The sequence below is a fragment of the Staphylococcus ureilyticus genome (assembly GCF_025558845.1).
Taxonomy (GTDB): Bacteria; Bacillota; Bacilli; order Staphylococcales; family Staphylococcaceae; genus Staphylococcus; species Staphylococcus ureilyticus.
In genome coordinates, this window is the sequence record NZ_CP094825.1 from 1,748,076 (window position 1) to 1,767,517 (window position 19,442).

Annotated in this window: 21 protein-coding genes and 1 riboswitch; of the genes, 4 read left to right on the top strand and 17 right to left on the bottom strand. The window is 31.4% G+C overall.

The window, feature by feature from the left end; translation table 11 throughout:
• Positions 1–6: 6 nt before the first annotated feature.
• The 6 genes from MUA21_RS08680 to MUA21_RS08705 all read right to left on the bottom strand — a co-directional run bounded on the left by MUA21_RS08680 (position 7) and on the right by MUA21_RS08705 (position 7,031).
• Positions 7–498, bottom strand: a complete 492-nt coding sequence (locus MUA21_RS08680) for a PH domain-containing protein (protein WP_107526312.1) — start codon at positions 496–498, stop codon at positions 7–9.
• Entirely contained in the window at positions 491–1,996 is a 1,506-nt protein-coding gene (locus MUA21_RS08685; protein ID WP_262561087.1) for a PH domain-containing protein, read from the bottom strand. Before MUA21_RS08685 ends, MUA21_RS08680 begins: the two co-directional genes overlap by 8 nt.
• Positions 1,989–2,468, bottom strand: coding sequence for a PH domain-containing protein (locus MUA21_RS08690; RefSeq protein WP_073346060.1), 480 nt, complete (start codon positions 2,466–2,468; stop codon positions 1,989–1,991). Before MUA21_RS08690 ends, MUA21_RS08685 begins: the two co-directional genes overlap by 8 nt.
• A 220-nt stretch (positions 2,469–2,688) precedes the next feature.
• Entirely contained in the window at positions 2,689–4,203 is a 1,515-nt protein-coding gene (cshA, locus tag MUA21_RS08695) for a degradosome RNA helicase CshA (RefSeq protein WP_107526314.1), read from the bottom strand.
• A gap of 389 nt (positions 4,204–4,592) precedes the next feature.
• Positions 4,593–5,948: a UDP-N-acetylmuramoyl-tripeptide--D-alanyl-D-alanine ligase gene (locus MUA21_RS08700; protein WP_107526323.1), complete on the bottom strand. Its 1,356-nt coding sequence runs from the start codon at positions 5,946–5,948 to the stop codon at positions 4,593–4,595.
• Between the two features lie 12 nt (positions 5,949–5,960).
• Positions 5,961–7,031 (bottom strand): D-alanine--D-alanine ligase, encoded by a 1,071-nt coding sequence (locus MUA21_RS08705; protein ID WP_262561088.1) that lies wholly within the window; start codon positions 7,029–7,031, stop codon positions 5,961–5,963.
• A 259-nt stretch (positions 7,032–7,290) separates the two neighbouring features.
• Here MUA21_RS08705 and MUA21_RS08710 point away from each other — a divergent pair, with 259 nt between their 5' ends.
• The gene (locus tag MUA21_RS08710) at positions 7,291–8,478 is read left to right on the top strand and encodes an FtsW/RodA/SpoVE family cell cycle protein (protein ID WP_262561089.1); all 1,188 of its coding nucleotides are present in this window, start codon (positions 7,291–7,293) and stop codon (positions 8,476–8,478) included.
• Between the two features lie 266 nt (positions 8,479–8,744).
• On the opposite strand, the gene MUA21_RS08715 is transcribed toward MUA21_RS08710, so the two are convergent.
• From MUA21_RS08715 to csoR, 3 genes are all read right to left on the bottom strand, one after another.
• Complete coding sequence (locus MUA21_RS08715; protein ID WP_099091318.1) at positions 8,745–8,885, bottom strand: Lmo0850 family protein; 141 nt, start codon at positions 8,883–8,885, stop codon at positions 8,745–8,747.
• Between the two features lie 257 nt (positions 8,886–9,142).
• Positions 9,143–9,349, bottom strand: coding sequence for a putative copper chaperone CsoZ (gene csoZ, locus MUA21_RS08720; RefSeq protein WP_262561090.1), 207 nt, complete (start codon positions 9,347–9,349; stop codon positions 9,143–9,145).
• Positions 9,350–9,363: 14 nt separating this feature from the next.
• Positions 9,364–9,657 (bottom strand): copper-sensing transcriptional repressor CsoR, encoded by a 294-nt coding sequence (csoR, locus tag MUA21_RS08725; protein ID WP_107526320.1) that lies wholly within the window; start codon positions 9,655–9,657, stop codon positions 9,364–9,366.
• A gap of 140 nt (positions 9,658–9,797) precedes the next feature.
• On the opposite strand from csoR, the gene cls reads away from it, so the two are divergent.
• Complete coding sequence (cls, locus tag MUA21_RS08730) at positions 9,798–11,282, top strand: cardiolipin synthase (protein WP_046207774.1); 1,485 nt, start codon at positions 9,798–9,800, stop codon at positions 11,280–11,282.
• A gap of 277 nt (positions 11,283–11,559) precedes the next feature.
• On the top strand, positions 11,560–12,204 hold the full coding sequence (locus MUA21_RS08735; protein WP_262561092.1) for an HD domain-containing protein: 645 nt from the start codon (positions 11,560–11,562) through the stop codon (positions 12,202–12,204).
• Positions 12,205–12,403: 199 nt separating this feature from the next.
• Here MUA21_RS08735 and yidC read toward each other — a convergent pair whose 3' ends face one another.
• The 7 genes from yidC to MUA21_RS08770 form a co-directional block, all read right to left on the bottom strand.
• Positions 12,404–13,273: a membrane protein insertase YidC gene (gene yidC / locus MUA21_RS08740; protein ID WP_046207772.1), complete on the bottom strand. Its 870-nt coding sequence runs from the start codon at positions 13,271–13,273 to the stop codon at positions 12,404–12,406.
• 86 nt (positions 13,274–13,359) lie between these two features.
• Positions 13,360–13,998, bottom strand: a complete 639-nt coding sequence (gene thiE / locus MUA21_RS08745; protein WP_262561093.1) for a thiamine phosphate synthase — start codon at positions 13,996–13,998, stop codon at positions 13,360–13,362.
• A gap of 2 nt (positions 13,999–14,000) precedes the next feature.
• Positions 14,001–14,780, bottom strand: coding sequence for a hydroxyethylthiazole kinase (thiM, locus tag MUA21_RS08750; RefSeq protein ID WP_262562253.1), 780 nt, complete (start codon positions 14,778–14,780; stop codon positions 14,001–14,003).
• On the bottom strand, positions 14,773–15,594 hold the full coding sequence (gene thiD, locus MUA21_RS08755) for a bifunctional hydroxymethylpyrimidine kinase/phosphomethylpyrimidine kinase (protein WP_107526316.1): 822 nt from the start codon (positions 15,592–15,594) through the stop codon (positions 14,773–14,775). Before thiD ends, thiM begins: the two co-directional genes overlap by 8 nt.
• On the bottom strand, positions 15,587–16,276 hold the full coding sequence (gene tenA / locus MUA21_RS08760; RefSeq protein ID WP_046207769.1) for a thiaminase II: 690 nt from the start codon (positions 16,274–16,276) through the stop codon (positions 15,587–15,589). Before tenA ends, thiD begins: the two co-directional genes overlap by 8 nt.
• Before the next feature lie 79 nt (positions 16,277–16,355).
• Positions 16,356–16,453, bottom strand: a riboswitch (TPP riboswitch).
• Positions 16,454–16,757: 304 nt separating this feature from the next.
• A complete protein-coding gene (locus MUA21_RS08765; protein ID WP_075100255.1) occupies positions 16,758–17,432 on the bottom strand; it encodes a transglycosylase family protein in 675 nt (224 codons plus the stop codon).
• A 447-nt stretch (positions 17,433–17,879) separates the two neighbouring features.
• Positions 17,880–18,299: a single-stranded DNA-binding protein gene (locus MUA21_RS08770; protein ID WP_073346080.1), complete on the bottom strand. Its 420-nt coding sequence runs from the start codon at positions 18,297–18,299 to the stop codon at positions 17,880–17,882.
• 189 nt (positions 18,300–18,488) lie between these two features.
• Here MUA21_RS08770 and MUA21_RS08775 point away from each other — a divergent pair, with 189 nt between their 5' ends.
• Positions 18,489–18,929 carry a YwpF-like family protein gene (locus MUA21_RS08775; protein ID WP_046207766.1) on the top strand — a complete coding sequence of 147 codons (441 nt, stop codon included), beginning with the start codon at positions 18,489–18,491 and terminating at the stop codon, positions 18,927–18,929.
• A gap of 48 nt (positions 18,930–18,977) precedes the next feature.
• On the opposite strand, the gene fabZ is transcribed toward MUA21_RS08775, so the two are convergent.
• Positions 18,978–19,415, bottom strand: coding sequence for a 3-hydroxyacyl-ACP dehydratase FabZ (fabZ, locus tag MUA21_RS08780; RefSeq protein WP_046207765.1), 438 nt, complete (start codon positions 19,413–19,415; stop codon positions 18,978–18,980).
• Positions 19,416–19,442 lie beyond the last annotated feature (27 nt).

A 19,442-nucleotide genomic window follows, 5' to 3' on the forward strand; every position in this document is an offset into this window, starting at 1 on the left:
TTTTTATTATAAATTCTGTGGCATAGAATGATTACCTTTTTTTATTTCTTGTTTCAATGTATTTGCTTTATTTTTGTCAATTAGCTTTATTTCAGTATTTCCACCGGCTGTCGACAAGGTTAAACTCGCCAAATTATATTTTCTCATTAAGATACCTTCATGGGTATCGACATTTTGAATACGAAACAAAGGAATTTTCACTACATTAATAAACCACAAGCCATTTCTAACCGTGATTTCTTGATTTTCTAACTTATATCTAAATATTTTATATTTATAAATCGGTCTAATCATACCACCGATAATGATAACAATGAATGCAATTATGATATTAATCGTCCATAACCAAAACATGACTTTAGAACTTATGAAATGTAACCATACCTTATCTATTACTGTAATGATTGATAAAGCCAAAATTAATAAAACTGCAGTAATTATTGAAGCAATACAAATGACTGTTTTGCCTGATGGATCCATATAATTATATTCATTCATCAAAATCACCTCTCAAATACCATGATTTCAGTTTTTCCACATGACTAACTTCACTATATTTTAACCCTATTTCTGCACTGCCAGCCGCTTTAGCAATGATAAATTTAAAGTTTGCTAGGTTACTTCGAATAAGAAACGGATTTTCTGACATTTCCATACCTAACAATTTGTTGTGTTTAAAATATGTGTTTTTAAATCCAAACATAGTTACATTCCGCACAACTAATTCATCGTGATTTAAGTTTAAACCAGAGGATTTAATAACGATAAAACTGTGAAGAATCATTATTAATATTAGGCACCCTGCAATAACAAATGACCAAACAGACCAGTAATAAGTAGCAATCGTAGCACCGATAAGTAATACTAGTGATTCTCTCCAAAAATACCTATGAAATCCCCTCCAAGGCATGCCTAGTTTTGGTTCAGTGAATTTCATGTCTGGTATCAGGTGCTTTATCAGATAAAATGCTTTTTGCCTCTTAATAAATGGTAAAATCATTACATTGCCGCCTAGAGTAACATCATCCTTATCAACACCATCCATATCACTCGTAATTACAAAATGAATTGAAGTATAGCCAAATAACTTTCTTATAAATGATTGACGTTCTACAATCGCTTGCACACGGTCAGTTGGTACAGTAATACTTTTGACATTAAACAAACCATATTGAATATTTAACTGTGTACCTTGTTGCTTAACCGTATAATTAAAATTTCTAACTATTTCTATGATAGTGCCAAAAATATAACTCACTACAATGACCAAGACAACAATCATTAAAATAATCATAAAAGCAGTCTGAAAAATTTCAGAAAATGTATTGGTAATTTTATGCCAAGGTAAAATATCACTTAATGCAAACATGACTGGTGACAATGTTGCAAAAGCTACACCAATGACACCACTTGTTAAAGCCATAAATAAAAGTTCTTTAAAATTTAATTTATAAATATTCATAGCTGGCGACTGCATTTTTTGTTCTTTTTCAGCATCCTGCTCTGCAAAAGAATTATTGTAGTCAACGATTTCGCTATTTTGAGTCAGTTTTTGCTGTTTTTCTTTTAATGTTTGCTGTATAAAATCACTTTGATTTTTGGATACAGTGTCTAACTCTATACCATCACTAGGCGTTTTAATTTGAAGTATTACCCCACCCACAATTTGATTAATAATACCTTGTGAAGTATCTAACGTTTGAATTCTGCGTATATTTAACTCTTTCCTTTCTTTACTAAAAATACCAGTGGCTAAAATAAAATGATCATTTTCAATCCAATATCTAGTGTTATAAACCTTTAATATTTGTATTATAAACGAAATCAGAAAGATAATAGTAATAATGCCTGGATAGATATATGATTTATAATCCGTAAAATCAAAGTTGCGTAAATTAAACACTAAAAAAATAAAAATCAAAATAATATTTTGTTTAATCGCCTCTATTATTCCAGTTATGTATGAAATTGGATGTAATTTTTGAGGACTATACATCATAATCAGCTCCTCGTAAGTATTTTAAAATATTATCTTCAAATACTTCAATTTCCTTTGTTAACATCAACGGGAAATCAAGTGAGTGGCCAGCTGTCACCAAAGTTAGCCTTGATATATGTAATTGTTTTAATAATGGATTGCTTTTTCTTTTTAAAAATTGCGTTCGCTCATATTTAACAATTTCATTCTTTTTAAAAAATATTCCTGTTTTGATTTCAATATATTGGTCTTTGACGCAGTAAAAAGTATATTTATACTTCAACCAAGGTCTCAACAGCATATATATTACATCAAAAATCGTTATTGCAATAAATATGTAAATTAAAAAATGCCACCAATTATAATGATTCCATAAAAATACTAATGCAATCATAAATAATAAACTAACAATCAATTCAAGAGCTTCTAGTATGTAATAATATCTCATCGCTTGTTTAGGGCTGCGCCTAAATTGTTGGTCGTTAGTCATAATTACACTCCTCCATAAATTTTTTCAATTCATTATAACATAGGGACATGTTTGCTTCATTATCGTCGTAGAAGGCAATGATTATTCTAATATTTTTATCATCACTTTAATTTTCCACTTTTCTAATCACTTTTATGTGATTGAATCGATTTTAGATATAAAAAAATCACTCCAATAAATTGGAGTGACTAAACCTAAAATTCATATATGATAAAGTATTTTATTTTTTATGGTCTGCGAATGTGCGACCCTTCATTGATTTTTTGTTGTTTCTATCTGATGATCTATCATTTTTCTTTTTATTGTTGAAGCCGCCTTTATTTGGACGACGATTTCTGCTATCGAATTTGCCGCCACCACGTTTATGGTTTCCACCTCGTTTTGGTCCACCTTTACCTTGGCGACCTTTTCCTCGAGATAATGGCTTTTCAAATGTTAATTGAACATCAACTTCATCGTTTGATTCAACTAACTCTTGCAATAATGCTGCTACTAAATTTACGTCATTATATTCTTCCAGTAATTCTGTTGCAATACGTTCTAGTCTTGGTTCGCTATCTCTTGACATCCAGTTTTGAACTTTACCTTTAATGTCGTCTTCACGTGCTTTAAGCACTTCTTTACGATGCGGTGGTCTCAATGCAGTCATTTGTCGTTTGTTCGTTTGTTCAATTTGACGGATATAATCCATTTCAATTGGGTTAACAAAAGTAATTGCTACACCTTTTTTACCGGCACGACCCGTACGGCCAATTCTGTGAGTATAACTTTCAGTATCTTGAGGTATATCAAAGTTATAAACATGGCTTACACCTGATATATCGAGTCCTCTTGCTGCAACATCTGTAGCAACTAAGATATCTAATTGGTCGTTCTTAAATTTCTTCAATACTTCTAAACGTTTAGCTTGTGTGATATCGCCATGTAAACCTTCAGCTTTATATCCTTTTGAAATTAACGCACTTGTTAGTTCGTCAACACGACGCTTAGTACGACCGAAAACAATTGCTAACTCAGGTTGATGTACATCTAAGAAATTTGTAAATGTATCAAATTTTTCTAATTCTTTTACAATTGTGTAATATTCATCTATTTGAGGATCTGACATTTCATTATTCATAGTTTTAACAATTTCTGGTGATTTCATAAATTGTTGTACCAATGTTTGAATAGCTTTTGGCATTGTAGCTGAAAATAACATTGTTTGACGTTGTTCTGCTGGTATTTTATCCATAATAAATTTCATATCATCAATAAAGCCCATATTCATCATTTCATCTGCTTCATCTAATATTAATGTATGAATAGAGTTTGTTTTTAACGTACGACGATTTAAATGATCAATAACACGTCCAGGTGTTCCTACAACAATTTGTGGACCTTTTTTAAGTGATTTAATTTGACGATCTATTGGCATTCCACCAAATACAGTTACTATTTGTACATTTTGGCCGGTCGCAAATGCTCTAAGTGATTCAGCAACTTGCATCGCCAATTCTCTAGTTGGTGCTAATATTAATGATTGAACTCCATCTTGTCCTGCCACTTTTTCAATAAGTGGAATACCAAAAGCGCCTGTTTTTCCTGTACCTGTTTGCGCTTGACCAAGAACATCCTTACCTTCTAAGGCAAGAGGGATACTCTCTTTTTGTATAGGAGTGGCCTCATCGAACCCCATTGATACTAGGGTTTCTACCGTTTTATCTGAGATCCCTAATTCTTTAAAATTTTGCAATATAATTCTCCTTTATTTATCTGTATTTCTCTACATATATGTTCATCTAAGTTTCTTCAACTTCTTTATAGTACCACCTCAAGTCTATAATCGCAATAAACCAAATTTATTATAATGACATAATTCCCCTCATTAATAATCAAATTAAACTGAGAAAATACTGTGATATATAGGTTGTAAGCGTTTAATTATATTTACCAGTATTTATTTTTGTTTACGAAAAAAATTGTAGATTTATTTATATTGATAATTATTAGTAATTTTTAAAAATAGTAACTTAAATGAACTAATTCAAGTTACTAACTATCAAAATCTCTATTTTATTTATAACAAAATAAAACACCACTTTCCCACTAATAAAAGTGATATGAAATGTGGTGTTAATAATTTTAAATTAAGGCATCTACAACTTCTTCTAATTGCATCCCTCTTGAACCTTTAATTAGTATTTTATCTTGTGGTTCAGTATTTGATTTTAATGACTGGATCAGTGCAGCTTTATCTGTAAAATGTTCTGCATATTTTACAAACGCTTTGCCTGTACGATGAATATGACCCGCTTCTGTTCCATAAGTATATAACGCATCGATTTGTTTATTAACTAAATAATCACCAACCGCTTCATGCATTGTTTGACTATTAGGCCCTAATTCTAAGACATCACCTAACACAAGTATCTTGCGGCCTCCCATACTGCTGAGTGTATCAATAGCGGCTTTCATACTAGTTGGACTAGCATTATAAGCATCATTGATAACAAGCGTACCGGAGTCGGTATGGTGTTGTTCCATTCTCATACCTGTAAGTTGAACCGCTTGAATATTTTGATGTATCGTTTCATAACTCAAATTAAGTCTTTTACCAACAGCAATAGCTATAGTTGCGTTTTTCATATTATGTTCACCTAAAATTGGTAATTCATAATGCTCATTTTCATTAATATTAAAAACAATACCAGTATCATCTATATTGTCAATTTTACAAACTAAATCATTATTTTCTTTTTTACCTATACTCATTAAATCTATATCTACTAATTTATCGACATGAGGCTTTAATAATGGCTCATCTCCATCGTAGATAAATAGACCTTGAGGTTTAAGACCAAATGAAATTTCAGCTTTAGCTTTCGCTATACCTTCACGCGATCCTAAATCTTGCATATGTGATTCGCCAATATTAGTAATAATTGCAATATCTGGGTTAGCTAATTGTGATAATGCTTCAATTTCATGAAAACCAGACATACCCATTTCTAATATAGAAATTTCAGTATCTTGATCTAATTGCAAAATGGTTAACGGCATACCGATTTCATTATTATAATTTCCTAGTGTTTTTTTTACTTTAAATTGAGGCTTTAATACACTTTCTATCATGTCTTTAGTCGTTGTTTTACCATTAGAACCTGTAACAGCGATCACAAATGGATTAACAAATGCCAAATAGGCTTTGGCTAACTGCTGCAATGCTTCCAATGTGTCATCTACCCAAATAATAGGGCCAGAAATTTGAGGGGCTAAAACACTGTCCTTCTGACAAAATGCCGCTCCCGCACCATCTTCCAACGCTTGATTCACATATTTATGTCCGTCGACATGTTCTCCTTTAAAAGGAATAAACAAATTTTGTTCGTCGATTTTTCTTGAATCTATAGAAACACCTTTAATTGTGTAATCTAAATAGTCATTATCAATCTCGCATGGAATCCAGTCTTGAATTTGTTCTAAAGTTACTTCAATCATGATTTAACCGCCTCAATCAATTTTATATTTATTTTTCTTTTTATCTTCATGTTTTTCTTTTGCTAATTCAATTAATTTACTTATGAGTTCTGCATAACTTACGCCCATGTTTTCCCATAAACTTGGATACATACTATAAGCTGTGAAACCAGGCATAGCATTTGTCTCGTTTATAAAAATTTGATTATCTTCCGTTACAAAGAAATCAGCGCGCAATAATCCTGAACAATCTGTTGCTTTAAATGCTTCTACAGCCATATTTCTTAAAGTCATTTTTACATCATCATTCAAGTCAGCTGGAATATCCAATTTGATTTTTCCATCTTTATACTTAGCTTTGTAATCATAAAATGCCACATCTTTAACTACCTCTCCCGGCCAAGTCGTTTCTGGGTAGTCATTACCTAAGACAGCCACTTCAATTTCTCTAGCATTGATGCCTTGCTCAATTACTAATTTACGATCAAATTGAAATGCTTCTTCTATACCTTGTTTCAACTCTTCCTCATCGTTACACTTACTAATACCTACGCTTGATCCTAAATTTGCAGGTTTCACAAATACAGGATATTCTAACTTGTCATGTACTAATTTCAAAATATTATTTTCGTATTTTTGATATTCGCTTCTTAAGAAACTTACATATGGTAATTGAGGTAAGCCTCTATGCGCAAAGAGTTGTTTCATCACAAGCTTATCCATTGAACTTGAGGCTGCTAGCACACCATTACCAACGTATGGAATATCTAACACTTCAAATAAACCTTGAATTGTTCCATCTTCACCATTCGGTCCATGTAGTAATGGGAAAACCGCACTATATGCTATGCCAAGGCTGCCTTCATTTAATAATTTAGAGATTTCTCCGGCAGGAACATCTGCTAATCGTAACGCATCTATGTCATCTATAGGATCTACGATATTTTCTTTCTTTTTCCAATCTCCATCGTTTGTTATGTAAATAATGTCCACTTGATATTTTTCTTTATCAATCGCATTTAAGACATTTTGTGCTGTTAATATTGATACATCGTGTTCAGCACTTTTCCCTCCATATACGATACAAACATTTTCTTTAGCCATATTTTAGCCTCCATATAGAATTCTTAAACTACATCATATCACGATTTATTAGCATTTTGCATTTGTTATGTAGTTGTAAAATAATTGTTTTTTATAAGTATATTGAAGTTTTTAAAGTATTTAAAGTGAAAACTTCAATGACACTTAAAATAATTATTTAAGTTTTACATACCCTACTTCTAGCAAAATCGTATAAAGTTCGGTAAAATCTATATATACTACAAGTAATTGAAATAATAGTTTTCCAAAGGAGTAAGAAATGAATACTTCACGTCAATCAAAAAATAATCATTGGATCCGAAAAATAGACTGGATTTTAATTGGCTTCATCGCATTACTAGCAATCATAAGTATTACGTTTATTAGTTCTGCAATGGGCGGAGGTCAATATAGCGCTAACTTTAGTATACGCCAGATACTATATTATGTTTTTGGGGCGATTATCGCATTTCTAATAATGCTAATTTCACCTAAAAAACTTATGAAATATACATATTTACTTTATATTATACTTTGTTTCTCATTGTTGTTATTACTAATTATTCCAGAAACACCTATCACACCGATTATAAATGGGGCAAAAAGTTGGTATACGTTTGGACCAATTAGTGTTCAACCATCCGAATTTATGAAAATAGTTATGATTTTAGCTTTGGCCAAAATTGTAACTAAACATAACCAATTTACATTTAACAAATCTTTAGAAACTGACTTTAAATTATTCTTTAAAATTATCGGTATAGCTTTTATCCCTATGGTACTTATATTATTGCAAAATGATCTAGGTACAACACTGGTTATCTTTGCGATTATTATCGGTGTTATGATAATCAGTGGAATCACTTGGAAGATACTAGCACCTATATTAATAGGGTCAGTCGTTATTGCTTCTACGGTGATATTATCAGTGATTTATAAACCTTCTATTTTAGAAAATAGTTTCGGCATTCAACCTTACCAATTAAGTCGTATCAATTCGTGGCTTGATCCCTATACTTATAGTAGTGGTGATGGATTTCATTTAACTGAGTCACTTAAAGCGATTGGTTCTGGACAACTATTTGGTAAAGGGTTCAATCAAGGTGAAGTTTATATTCCTGAAAACCATACGGATTTTATTTTCTCAGTTATTGGAGAAGAATTTGGTTTTATTGGTTCAGTCATTTTGCTGTTGATTTTTCTTGCATTTATTTTTCACTTAGTAAGACTTGCTACTAAAATTGAATTACCGTTTAGTAAAATTTTCATCATTGGATTTACTACAATGATACTATTCCATATCCTAGAAAATATTGGTATGACCATTCAGTTATTACCAATTACGGGTATACCATTGCCATTTATTAGTTATGGTGGTAGCTCATTATGGAGTTTAATGTGTGGTATTGGCGTGATATTATCAATTTATTATCACCAATCTAGACAATATACAACGCAAAACAAATAGCTACTTGTTTTGCATTGACATATTTAAAAAGCGTTGAAAACTCTTAGATCAAAAAGTTTTCAACGCTTTTGTTTTTTATAAATTTATCGTTCAACACGGCACACTAAAATGGAATGAGTAGAAAATCAATTTATTTAATAAGGCTTCACCGTACCATCCCTTCAAGTCAAGATTAACTGCTGCTTTAACAATAAGAGGCTGAGACAATCAATGTCTCAGCCTCTTAAATTTGCATATATGCTTTTAATCTTTGTATGGGTAACGCACTATTTCAATTCGTTAGCGGTTTTCACAGTCGTTGGTAAAGTATGCATAACTTCTAATCTTGATTTAGTTTTCTTTATGTTTACCCCTAATGATGATAATAGTTTAACTACATTTTGAATCTTTTCGTTATCTTTACTCATATCATCACTCCTAAATTCTAGCTTCTATTATATCTTACCCTATTTATTTCCGAATTACTACATGTTATTGAAATTTTCTTTATCTTATAAAATAATTTTTGTTTTATTACGTAATTTTAAAACATTCACTTATAATTATTATAAGCAATAAAAACAAAAACAGAATATAAATCAATACCAGTCAGTCTATTGATTGTTTCACCCTGTACTTTATAACATGATATGAGAAAGATAACATTTCAATGACTGAAGTCGATTTAATACAAAATTTCAAATCCTAAATCATATAAGTCTTTTTCTAAATTGTTTAAACTTGCTGGTGTTTCAAATTCTATAAACACTTGTCCTTTTTCAATTTCAACTGAAACATGATTCACACCGATGATTTGTGATAATGTTCTTTCTATTTGAAGCTTATCTTGTTTATTATCTATTTTACGTAAATAAATCGTTTGTGATTCCATTGGCGTCACCTGTTCTAATCTTTCATTAACTTTTGGAAAGTTACCAACAACTCATCCATTGCTTCTTGTTGCTCACCTTGGTTCACTTTATCCATAATACAACTTTTCATATGGTGATCTAATAATTTCGTAGCAACACTATTAAGTGCTGATCTTGTCGCTCTAATTTGTGTAAGCACATCATCACAATATACATCTTCATCAATCATACGATTGATCGCTCTTACTTGTCCTTCAATGCGATTTAAACGAGATTTTAAATTTGATTTAATTTCTTCAGAATGATGCGCTTTTTGCATTTCTGCCATAATCCAACGCCCCCTCTTAATATACATTTATAATATACCCCTATCAGGTATTAGTCAAGTGATAAAAACGTGGTACCATGTTACAATGATGAAGAATTTATCAATTGTAAATTAATTGAATAGCAATTTGGAGGTTTAATATGATAGATATTTTTGCTATAACTTACAACCATACAAACGTCATCATTAATGTTATTCTGATTGGCGCATTTATATTAAACCTAATCTTTGCATTTACAATTATCTTTATGGAGCGACGATCTGCTGGTTCTGTTTGGGCATGGATATTGGTTTTGGGTCTTATACCTATTTTAGGTTTTATCGTGTATTTACTTTTTGGTCGCCAAATCCAACGCGAACATATCTTTAGTTTAGATGAAGAAGATAAAGTCGGCATTGAAATGATTGTAAATGAACAACTAGAAGCCTTGAAAAATGATGATTTTTCTAAAGGCAATCATCAAATCGTAAAATTTAAAGATATGGTTCAAATGTTATTGTATAATAATGCGGCTTTCTTAACTACTGATAATGATATAAGCATCTTTATAGACGGAAAAGAAAAGTTTGATGCACTCATTGAAGATATATATAATGCCAAAGATTATATACATATTCAATACTATATTTTCCGTAATGATTATCTAGGAAAACGAATATTAACTGCATTAGAACATAAGCTTGACGAAGGTGTCGAAGTAAAAATGCTTTATGACGATATGGGTTCTAGAGGTTTATCTATAAAAGACTTTAAAGCTTTTAGAAAAAAAGGTGGACTCGTTGAAGCATTCTTTCCATCTAAATTACCATTAATCAATTTGAGAATGAATAATCGAAATCATAGAAAAATTGTTGTTATCGATGGACATATTGGTTACGTAGGTGGATTTAACGTCGGTGATGAATATTTGGGACTTAAGAAAAAATTTGGATACTGGAGAGATACACATCTCCGTATCGTTGGTGATGCCGTTAACGCTTTACAACTTCGTTTTATGCTTGACTGGAACTCACACTCAACACGTGATAATTTAAGATATGAAGAACGTTATTTTCCAGACGTAGATTCAGGTGGTACGACGGGTGTGCAAATTGCTTCTAGTGGTCCTGATGAAACGTGGGAACAAATAAAATACGGTTATTTAAAAATGATTGCTTCAGCAAAGCATTCTATTTATATACAATCGCCTTATTTTATTCCCGATCAAGCATTTTTAGATGCTGTTAAAATTGCTTCTTTAGGTGGCGTGAACGTAAATATCATGATACCTAATAAACCGGATCATCCTTTTGTTTATTGGGCAACATACAATAACGTTGCTTCTTTATTAGATGCTGGTGTGAATATCTTTCACTACAATAATGGTTTCTTACATTCTAAAACACTCGTCATTGATGATGAAGTTTCCAGTGTTGGAACAACAAATATGGATCACCGCAGCTTCACATTAAACTTTGAGATAAACGCATTCATCTATGACCCACATATTGCTAAAGCTTTAAGAATGGCTTTTGAAGAAGATTTAAATGTTTCTTATAGATTAACTAAAGCACTATATGAACAAAGAAGTTTATGGGTCAAATTTAAAGAAGGCATTTCAAGATTATTATCTCCGATTTTATAGAATCATTATCAGTCCGAGACTTATCATATGTCTCGGACATTTTTAATCTTAGTAATTATAAACAACCGAATTAAAAAATGTATTTCTACGCTTATAAAAGCTTAAAGTATATACATGTTGTTTGTCACTCTAGTAAAAACACTTAATACTTTCATCTTAAAAAGATTGTTGATCACCCACTATTTAAACACATCAATGTATTTTTTATAATTTTATAACAATTAAATCTCAAACAATAATTTAGTTTAGTTTTTTCTCAAAATGGAGGCAACTTGATATGACTAATGAAGATATAATCACTAAAGCGCAAAACTACATGAAACATTTTCATAAAGATGATACAACCGGGCACGATATTGCACATATACAACGCGTAACAAGATTAGCAGAATATATTGCTAACAATGAACAACAAGGGCATTTACTCACCATACAATTAGCAAGTATTTTACACGATACTATCGATAACAAACTTACAAATACTAAAGAAGCAAAAGTAAAGTTAGCACAATTCCTCAATGGTTTGGAACTTGATCACGTAATACAACAAAATGTGTTACATATTATTGAACATATCAGTTATAAAAATGGTAAAAATGATCATGTTAAATTATCGATTGAAGGACAAATTGTTCGTGATGCAGATCGTTTAGATGCGATTGGTGCAATTGGTATAGCACGCACATTTCAATTTGCAGGTCATTTTGGTGAACCTATGTGGATTGACCAACAATCCAATAATATAAAAAAATCTAATCAATCATATTTTGATTGGAAACCTTCTGCAATAAAACACTTTTATGAAAAATTATTTAAACTTAAATCACTCATGCACACTCAAACAGCAAAAAATTTAGCGCAACAACGACATGAATTTATGAAAAATTATGTCGATACTTTTTTCAAAGAATGGTATTTTTAATAATTCAAGTATGTTTGTTCCAGACTTTGTAGACCACCTTTATATATTGGATAGCTACGGCGCTTTCGAAACTAAGATACATTTATTTTAAATATAAAAAAATAGAAGCACTTGAGATAATCATCTCAAGTGCTTCTAAACTTTATACCTGCTATATATTATGTACCAGGTCTATCATTTAAATTAATGATGTAATGCATTATTTCTTTTTAGATTTCTTAGGTGCTACTTGCGTGTTTTTACCTTTGCTAGCTTTTTCAGAATTATTATTCTTCATTGCTTCAATCATTGGAGCAACTTCTTTTTTAGCAAGATTAGAATAATACATGTTGGCAACTTGAGTTTGTACAATCAAAAATGCCGCACTGACTGACCAATAAAGACCTAATGCTGACGCAGAACTTAAAGAAATCCAAACAATCATAATTGGAGAAATAATCATCATCATATAACCCATTTGACGTTGTTCATTTGGCATACTCTTACTTGATACAAAAGCTTGTAAGAAGTATAAAATACCAGCGATAACTGTAATCCAAATATCAGGTTGAGACAAGTTAAACCAAAGGAAATTTGGGTGTTCCGTAAATCCACCACTTGACGGGTATTTTAATACGAAGAATAAGCCCATAATGATTGGCATTTGAATTAAGATTGGTAAACAACCTAACATGCTCTTCATTGGATTCATATCGTATTTTTTATATACTTCCATCATTTCTTGGTTTGCAGCCATTTTTTCTTCTTGCGTTCTAGAACGCTTAACTTTTTCTTGAACTGCATCAATATCCGGTTTTGCAACCTTCATTTTTTCTCGCATCATATGACTATTTTTATAGTTTGATAACATGAAAGGCAATAATACAACACGTATTGCCAATACAAGTACTACTATTGCTAAACCATAATCATTGTTGAAACTTGTTCCCAACCAATGAATTAACTTGTCCATTGGTTCTACAAACGTATTAAAGAAAAATCCATCTCTATTTTCAGGTTTAGAGTAGTCACAGCCTGCTAAAAGGACCATTACACCTAATAATAAAGGTAGTAGCGCTTTCTTTTTCATTTTTCCACCTCTAATGATATATTCACATAAAATTTATTTTATCATACTCAAAGGAAAGTAGAAAACAAAAAAAGAAATTTTCCGCATTATTCAACAGTTTGTAAAAATTGTTGTACAGTTTCTTGGATATTTGAACTTTTCGAGATTGCAGAAATAATTGATAATCCATCTGCACCATGATTCATAATGATTTGAGCATTTTTTGTATTAATACCTCCAATTGCAACGATTGGAAAATCTTGAACTTTAGTTCTTAATGTTCGAATCATTCCTGGGCCCACTGGAGCTTTAGCATCTGATTTTGAGCCCGTATGATACATCGGTCCAACACCGATATAATCAATATTGGTTAAGTCCGATACTTGATATTCTTCTAAATCACTTACACTAAGACCTATTATTTTATTACTAAATGTACTGGCGAATGCATCAATATTGGCATCATTTTGTCCTACATGTATTCCATCAGCATCTATTGCTTTTGCTAAGTCTACATCATCATTAACAATAAAAGGAACATGATAACTTTTACATAAAGATAATAATTTTTGTGCAAGTTCAATTTTGGCATTTCCAGTTAATGAACCATCCCCTTTTTCTCGAAATTGGAACATTGTAATTCCTGATTCTAAAGCTTCAGTCACAACATCTATAATTGATGTTTGTTTTGGTATATCTTGTGTACCACAAATAAAATATAGCTTTAAATACGCTTTGTTAAACATAATTACACCTCTTGCTTATTTTGATATTGTATATCAGTTTCAAAGGTCATATTATACAATGCATTTAACAATTCTACTTTAAAACTACCAGGTCCTGCTGAATTTTGTTCAGCTTTTTCTGCAGCGATATTATATAGAGAGACCGCTTCTATTAACGCATTTATAGATGGGGTTTCTGAGTCAACAAAACTTGCTACTATTGCTCCTAATAAGCAACCAGCACCAGTTATTCTTGCCAACAATGGAGATCCGTTAGATAGTTTAAATATGTGTTCATTCTGAGCAATAACATCCTCTTTGCCAGTTATGACAATAGACGTATTAAAGTGTTTGCGTGCTTCTTTTGCAATTGATACTGAATCTAAACTACTATCGCTGTCAGTTCCCTTCATTTTAGTATCGCTATTAATTAACGTTAAAATTTCAGAAGCATTTCCTTTAATAACAGTAACTTTTATTTCATTGAGAAACTTTTTGCAAAAATCTTTGCGGTATTGTGAAGCACCTACAGCAACAGGATCAAATATAATCGGTTTGCCAAGATGATTCGCTGTTTTGGCGATTTTTAAAATATCTTGTTCTCTTTCTTTTGTTAACGTACCAATATTTATTAACAAAGCGTTTGCAGCTGTCAGCATATCATGTGCTTCTTCAGGCGCCTCACTCATTGCTGGACTAGCACCAAGACTTAACAAACCATTTGCAGTAAAATTTTTAACTACATCATTTGTATAACAAATGACAAGCGGTTGATCCGCCCTTAATTTTTCTAAATTATTCATCATCTAAACCAACTTCCTTCATATATGCAAAATGGTTTACTGGACCTCTACCTAAACCAATTTCTGGTGTATGTTTAATACTAAGTGAAATAAATTTCTTCGCTTTTTGAACTGCATCGAACATCGATTTACCTTTTGCTAACTCTGCAGTAATAACAGCTGAAAAAGTACATCCTGTACCATGTGTATGTTTTGTATCATATCTAGGTTCTTCAAAGGTAAACACATCATCTTGTGTAAATAAATAGTCTATAGCTGTATTTTTATCACTTGAATGTCCCCCTTTTATAACAACACCCTTGCTACCAATTTCATTGATAAATATATTGCCAGCTTGATAAATCGACTGTTGGTCATGAATTGTAATACCTGTAATTTCTTCAGCTTCTGGTAAGTTAGGCGTCGCTATTGTAGCGTAAGACAATAAAATATTTTGTAAGTTTTCTTTAGCATCATCATCCATCAAAGAATCACCACTTTTTGCTAACATAACTGGATCGATAACATATGGAATATTGTTGTATTTTTTTAAATACATTTGAATAATCTCCATCATTTCTTTAGATGCAATCATCCCAGTTTTCAAAGCATGTGGTAGTTCATCTGAAAATACACTTTCCATTTGCTCTTCTAACCAATGTGAATCTAGATTATGAATATGTTGTACGCCTTTAGTATTTTGAGCCACAATGCTTGTTATTGCAGCCATACCATATACACCACATGCATGGAATGATTTTAAATCTGCCATGACACCTGCACCACCGGTAGGATCAGTTCCAGCAATCGTTAACGCAATCTTAGGTTTATTCATTATTTTGACCTCCGTATAACCAATTTTCTTGTATATATGCCATATTAAAGAAATTTCGTTCATGTATCGTACTTTGTAAGAAACAAGATTTTATTGCTTCTTTTTCTTCAACTGCAAGATTTTGCGTTAATCGGTCCATTAATTCATCAAAAATATTTACCAATTCATCCATTTCCGTACTATAAAATTCAAACCATTTTGATAAAATTGAGTCTTTATTTAATTCACTGTCTTTCAACGCTTCTTTAGCAATCACTTGATACACATATGGACAAGGTGCCATTGCTGCAATTGTATATGCAGCATTTTCTTTTGAATAGGCATTGAAATACATATGTTTGATATAATGATCTCCACTTGGTGGCCAAACTTTTTCTTGAACGATTTCACTATAGTTTTGTTGTACATATGTTGCTAAGATTTCGTGTGCTTCTACTTCACCATCAACTATAAATTGTATTTGTTCTACTAAAAATTGAACCTCTTCCAATCTACTCATTTTTGGTATTAACAATGCATATATATTTGCAAATTCTTTTAAATAAGAAGCATCTGCTCTCAAATAAAATTTCAAAGCCTCTTCAGAAATCGTACCATGCAACATTTCTTGGATAAATGGATCATTATAGATATCCTCAATAATTGGTTGTGAAGCTTTTTTTAATTCCTGTGAAAATAACAAATTTAGCCCTCCTAATTAAAAAAACTACATCCCACGTAGGAATGTAGTTTATTAATATATATTAGAGCAATTTCCCAAATATTAATGAATGCTACTTTCCTACGTTGGTCTTAACCAAATCAGGTTATAAGGGTCTGAATTTCTCATCTCAGCCATAAGGCTCCCCTAGTAGTTTCTTTATTATGTATTTATATAAAACATATCAAAGTACATCAACTATTGCAATAAAATGGTTTATATAAACATTCTAGTAATACAAAAACCTTTAATATGATTGTACTCCCAACAGTTATAAACTAAGTTAAATGTACATATGATTAGCTTTATATACTCTAGATGCATATTATTTATAAGAAAAAATATGCAGGACTTTGGCTATCGTTCATGCATAATTAGCACTAACTTAATATAACAATAAAAAGCTGAGACAATTAAATTGTCTCAGCTTTTCCAAAAATAAACTTTATTGTATTTTGTTATATTATGCTGTAACCCATTGTGAAGGGCCAACTTCATCATATAATTTTTGAGCTGCTGCATCTTGAACTGCTTCTGGTGCGTTAGCAGCTGGTTGACCTTGATATTCAGCTGGAGCTACTGAATCCCATGTACTTTGTAAGAATTGGAACTTACCTGAAGCACCTGATGATGGGTTTGTAGCATGAATATCGCCACCTGATTCACGTTGTGCAATTTGTTGTAAGTGTGCATTCACACCTGATGAGCTAGTTGAAGCTTCATTTGAGCTTGATGATTGAGTTGAAGCTTTTGTAGTTGCTTCTTGTTGTGGTTGTTGTGTTTGTTCAGTTTGTGGAGCAGCTTGTTGAGCTGGTTGTTCAGTTTGTGCTTGTTGAGGTTGTTCAACAGAAGTTGTTTGTTCTGATGATACATCTTCACTAGAACCTCCACCAAAACTCCATGACCATGTTTGGCCATCTGATTCAAAATTATAATTTGTACCATTATAATTAAAGTTATAGTTATATGCACCCTCTTGTACAGGTGATGCATTTAATTGTTCTGGATTAGATTGTGCTAAGTTTGCTAATTCTGCTTTGTCAACACCTTGTTCAGCTGCGTCTGCTGAGTTTCCTGCTGCAAATCCTGTTACGCCTAAACCTACTGCTAATGTTGAAGCTAATACTGTTTTTTTCATTTTTAAAAATTCCTCCTATAAGGTAAATAATTTTTTCGTTATGATTAATTTGCAAGTACAACTATAACATCTTAAAAACAGTAGTAGGTTACAGCCAAATAAAAAAGTACACCCTTTCTTTACATGGTGATTACATTTATAAAATAGAATATAAGCATCATCAACTATGTTGAAAACTGCTATGAAAGTTTATGTGACTATTTAACAAATATAGTGAGTGTAATAAAATTGTAATTTATCAGATTATTCTGTATTATTTCGAGATAAATTTCTACCTTCTTATAAAAGTACATTTTCCTATAAAGTATGTATTTTAGCTATTCCTATTGTCTATTGTTAATTTAATAGACAATAAGAATAGCCTGATAGAAGTATAATTAAATAGTAGGATTAAATATATTAGATTTGATGGGTTAAATTAACGGGGAGTTGGGAGTGCTTGAAATATTATACAATTTCATAAATTTCGTTTTCTTCAAAATCAAATTGACTTATAAGATCTGGGTTTTGATCTATTGGAAGTGGATCAAAAAGTGTTTCATCTTCATTTTTAGAACGTGGGGACATAAATTTAATAGTTTCAATAAAAATTTCTGATACAAAATGCATCTGTCCTTCTTTTTCAAATTTTCTCGATTGCATTTGTCCAGTTATACCAACCAATGAACCTTGATTGATATATTTTTCGACATTATTAGCAATTTTTCCGAATGCCTTACAAAATAAATAATCACAAATAACTTTTTGATTTTTATCTTTATAATTTCTTGGGACGGCTACGCAAAATGTAGCTAGTTTATTACCTTCCTTCTCATAAATTTTAGGGTCCTTTGTTAGTCTCCCTACAATGACAATACTGTTAATCATATGTCACCTCCTCTATAAGTAAATCATAAAAAATTCACATGATTCCGTCAAAATACAGTTTTTATAATTTCAAAAAGTAAATGACTACAAAATTCTACTTTTTTCACCTTTATCATAGAAAATTACGTTATAATGATAATATAAATACATTTTATGTAGAGTTTAAATTAATTAAATGGATGTGAGACGATGAAAACATTTAAAGCTGTTCGATTTCAAATCGTATCAGAAAATGGTGGTTTAACTGAGTACGAATTAGAAGATGGTGTCATCATCAATAAGGAAAACAGTGGCACTGGCTGGTTGCTTGAAATCGTCATTTCAGATTATCATTATGAAACTATGAAAACATATATGGATAACGAAACATTATTAGACATACGTGTCGTTATCACTAGACCTGCTAACGATCCAGCTTTATTTGATGCAACCATTAAACATATCATTCAATTAGAAAATACAATTTCTGTTGTTTGTGAATGTCACATTTACACATTAAGACAAGTTTATGCTGAAAGTTTATTAGAACAATTAATAGATGAAGGTTTATCTGGTGAAGACTTGAAGAAATCCTTTAATAGAATGATGCAATCTAAACCAAGACTGAAGGATGAAAAAGTAGATAAATAAAAAATAGTGTTACAGCCCGTTTTAAACAGTCTGTAACACTATTTTTTATTATTTGTCTTGTAAAGCAAATGTTAACTCACAACTACATGCTAACTGTCCATCTACTGTTGCCTTAGCACTACCTTTACCAATAGGGCCTCTGAGCTTCGTGATTTCAACTTCTAAGCGCAAAGTATCTCCAGGTGTTACTTGTTTTTTAAAACGACATTTATCGATACCAGCAAATAGTGCAAGTTTTCCCTTGTTTGCTTCGCTATTTAACATAGCGACTGCACCTGTTTGTGCTAAAGCTTCAGTAATTAATACGCCAGGCATTACTGCATATTCTGGAAAATGACCTTGAAAGAATGGTTCATTACCTGAAACTTGTTTAATTGCTACACATCGTTGACCTTCATCGTATTCTACAACACGATCAATCAATAAAAATGGTTGCCTATGTGGAATAATCTCTTTTATTTGGTTGTAGTCAAAAATTGTTTCCATAATTTGCTTCCTCCAACTTTACTTCTC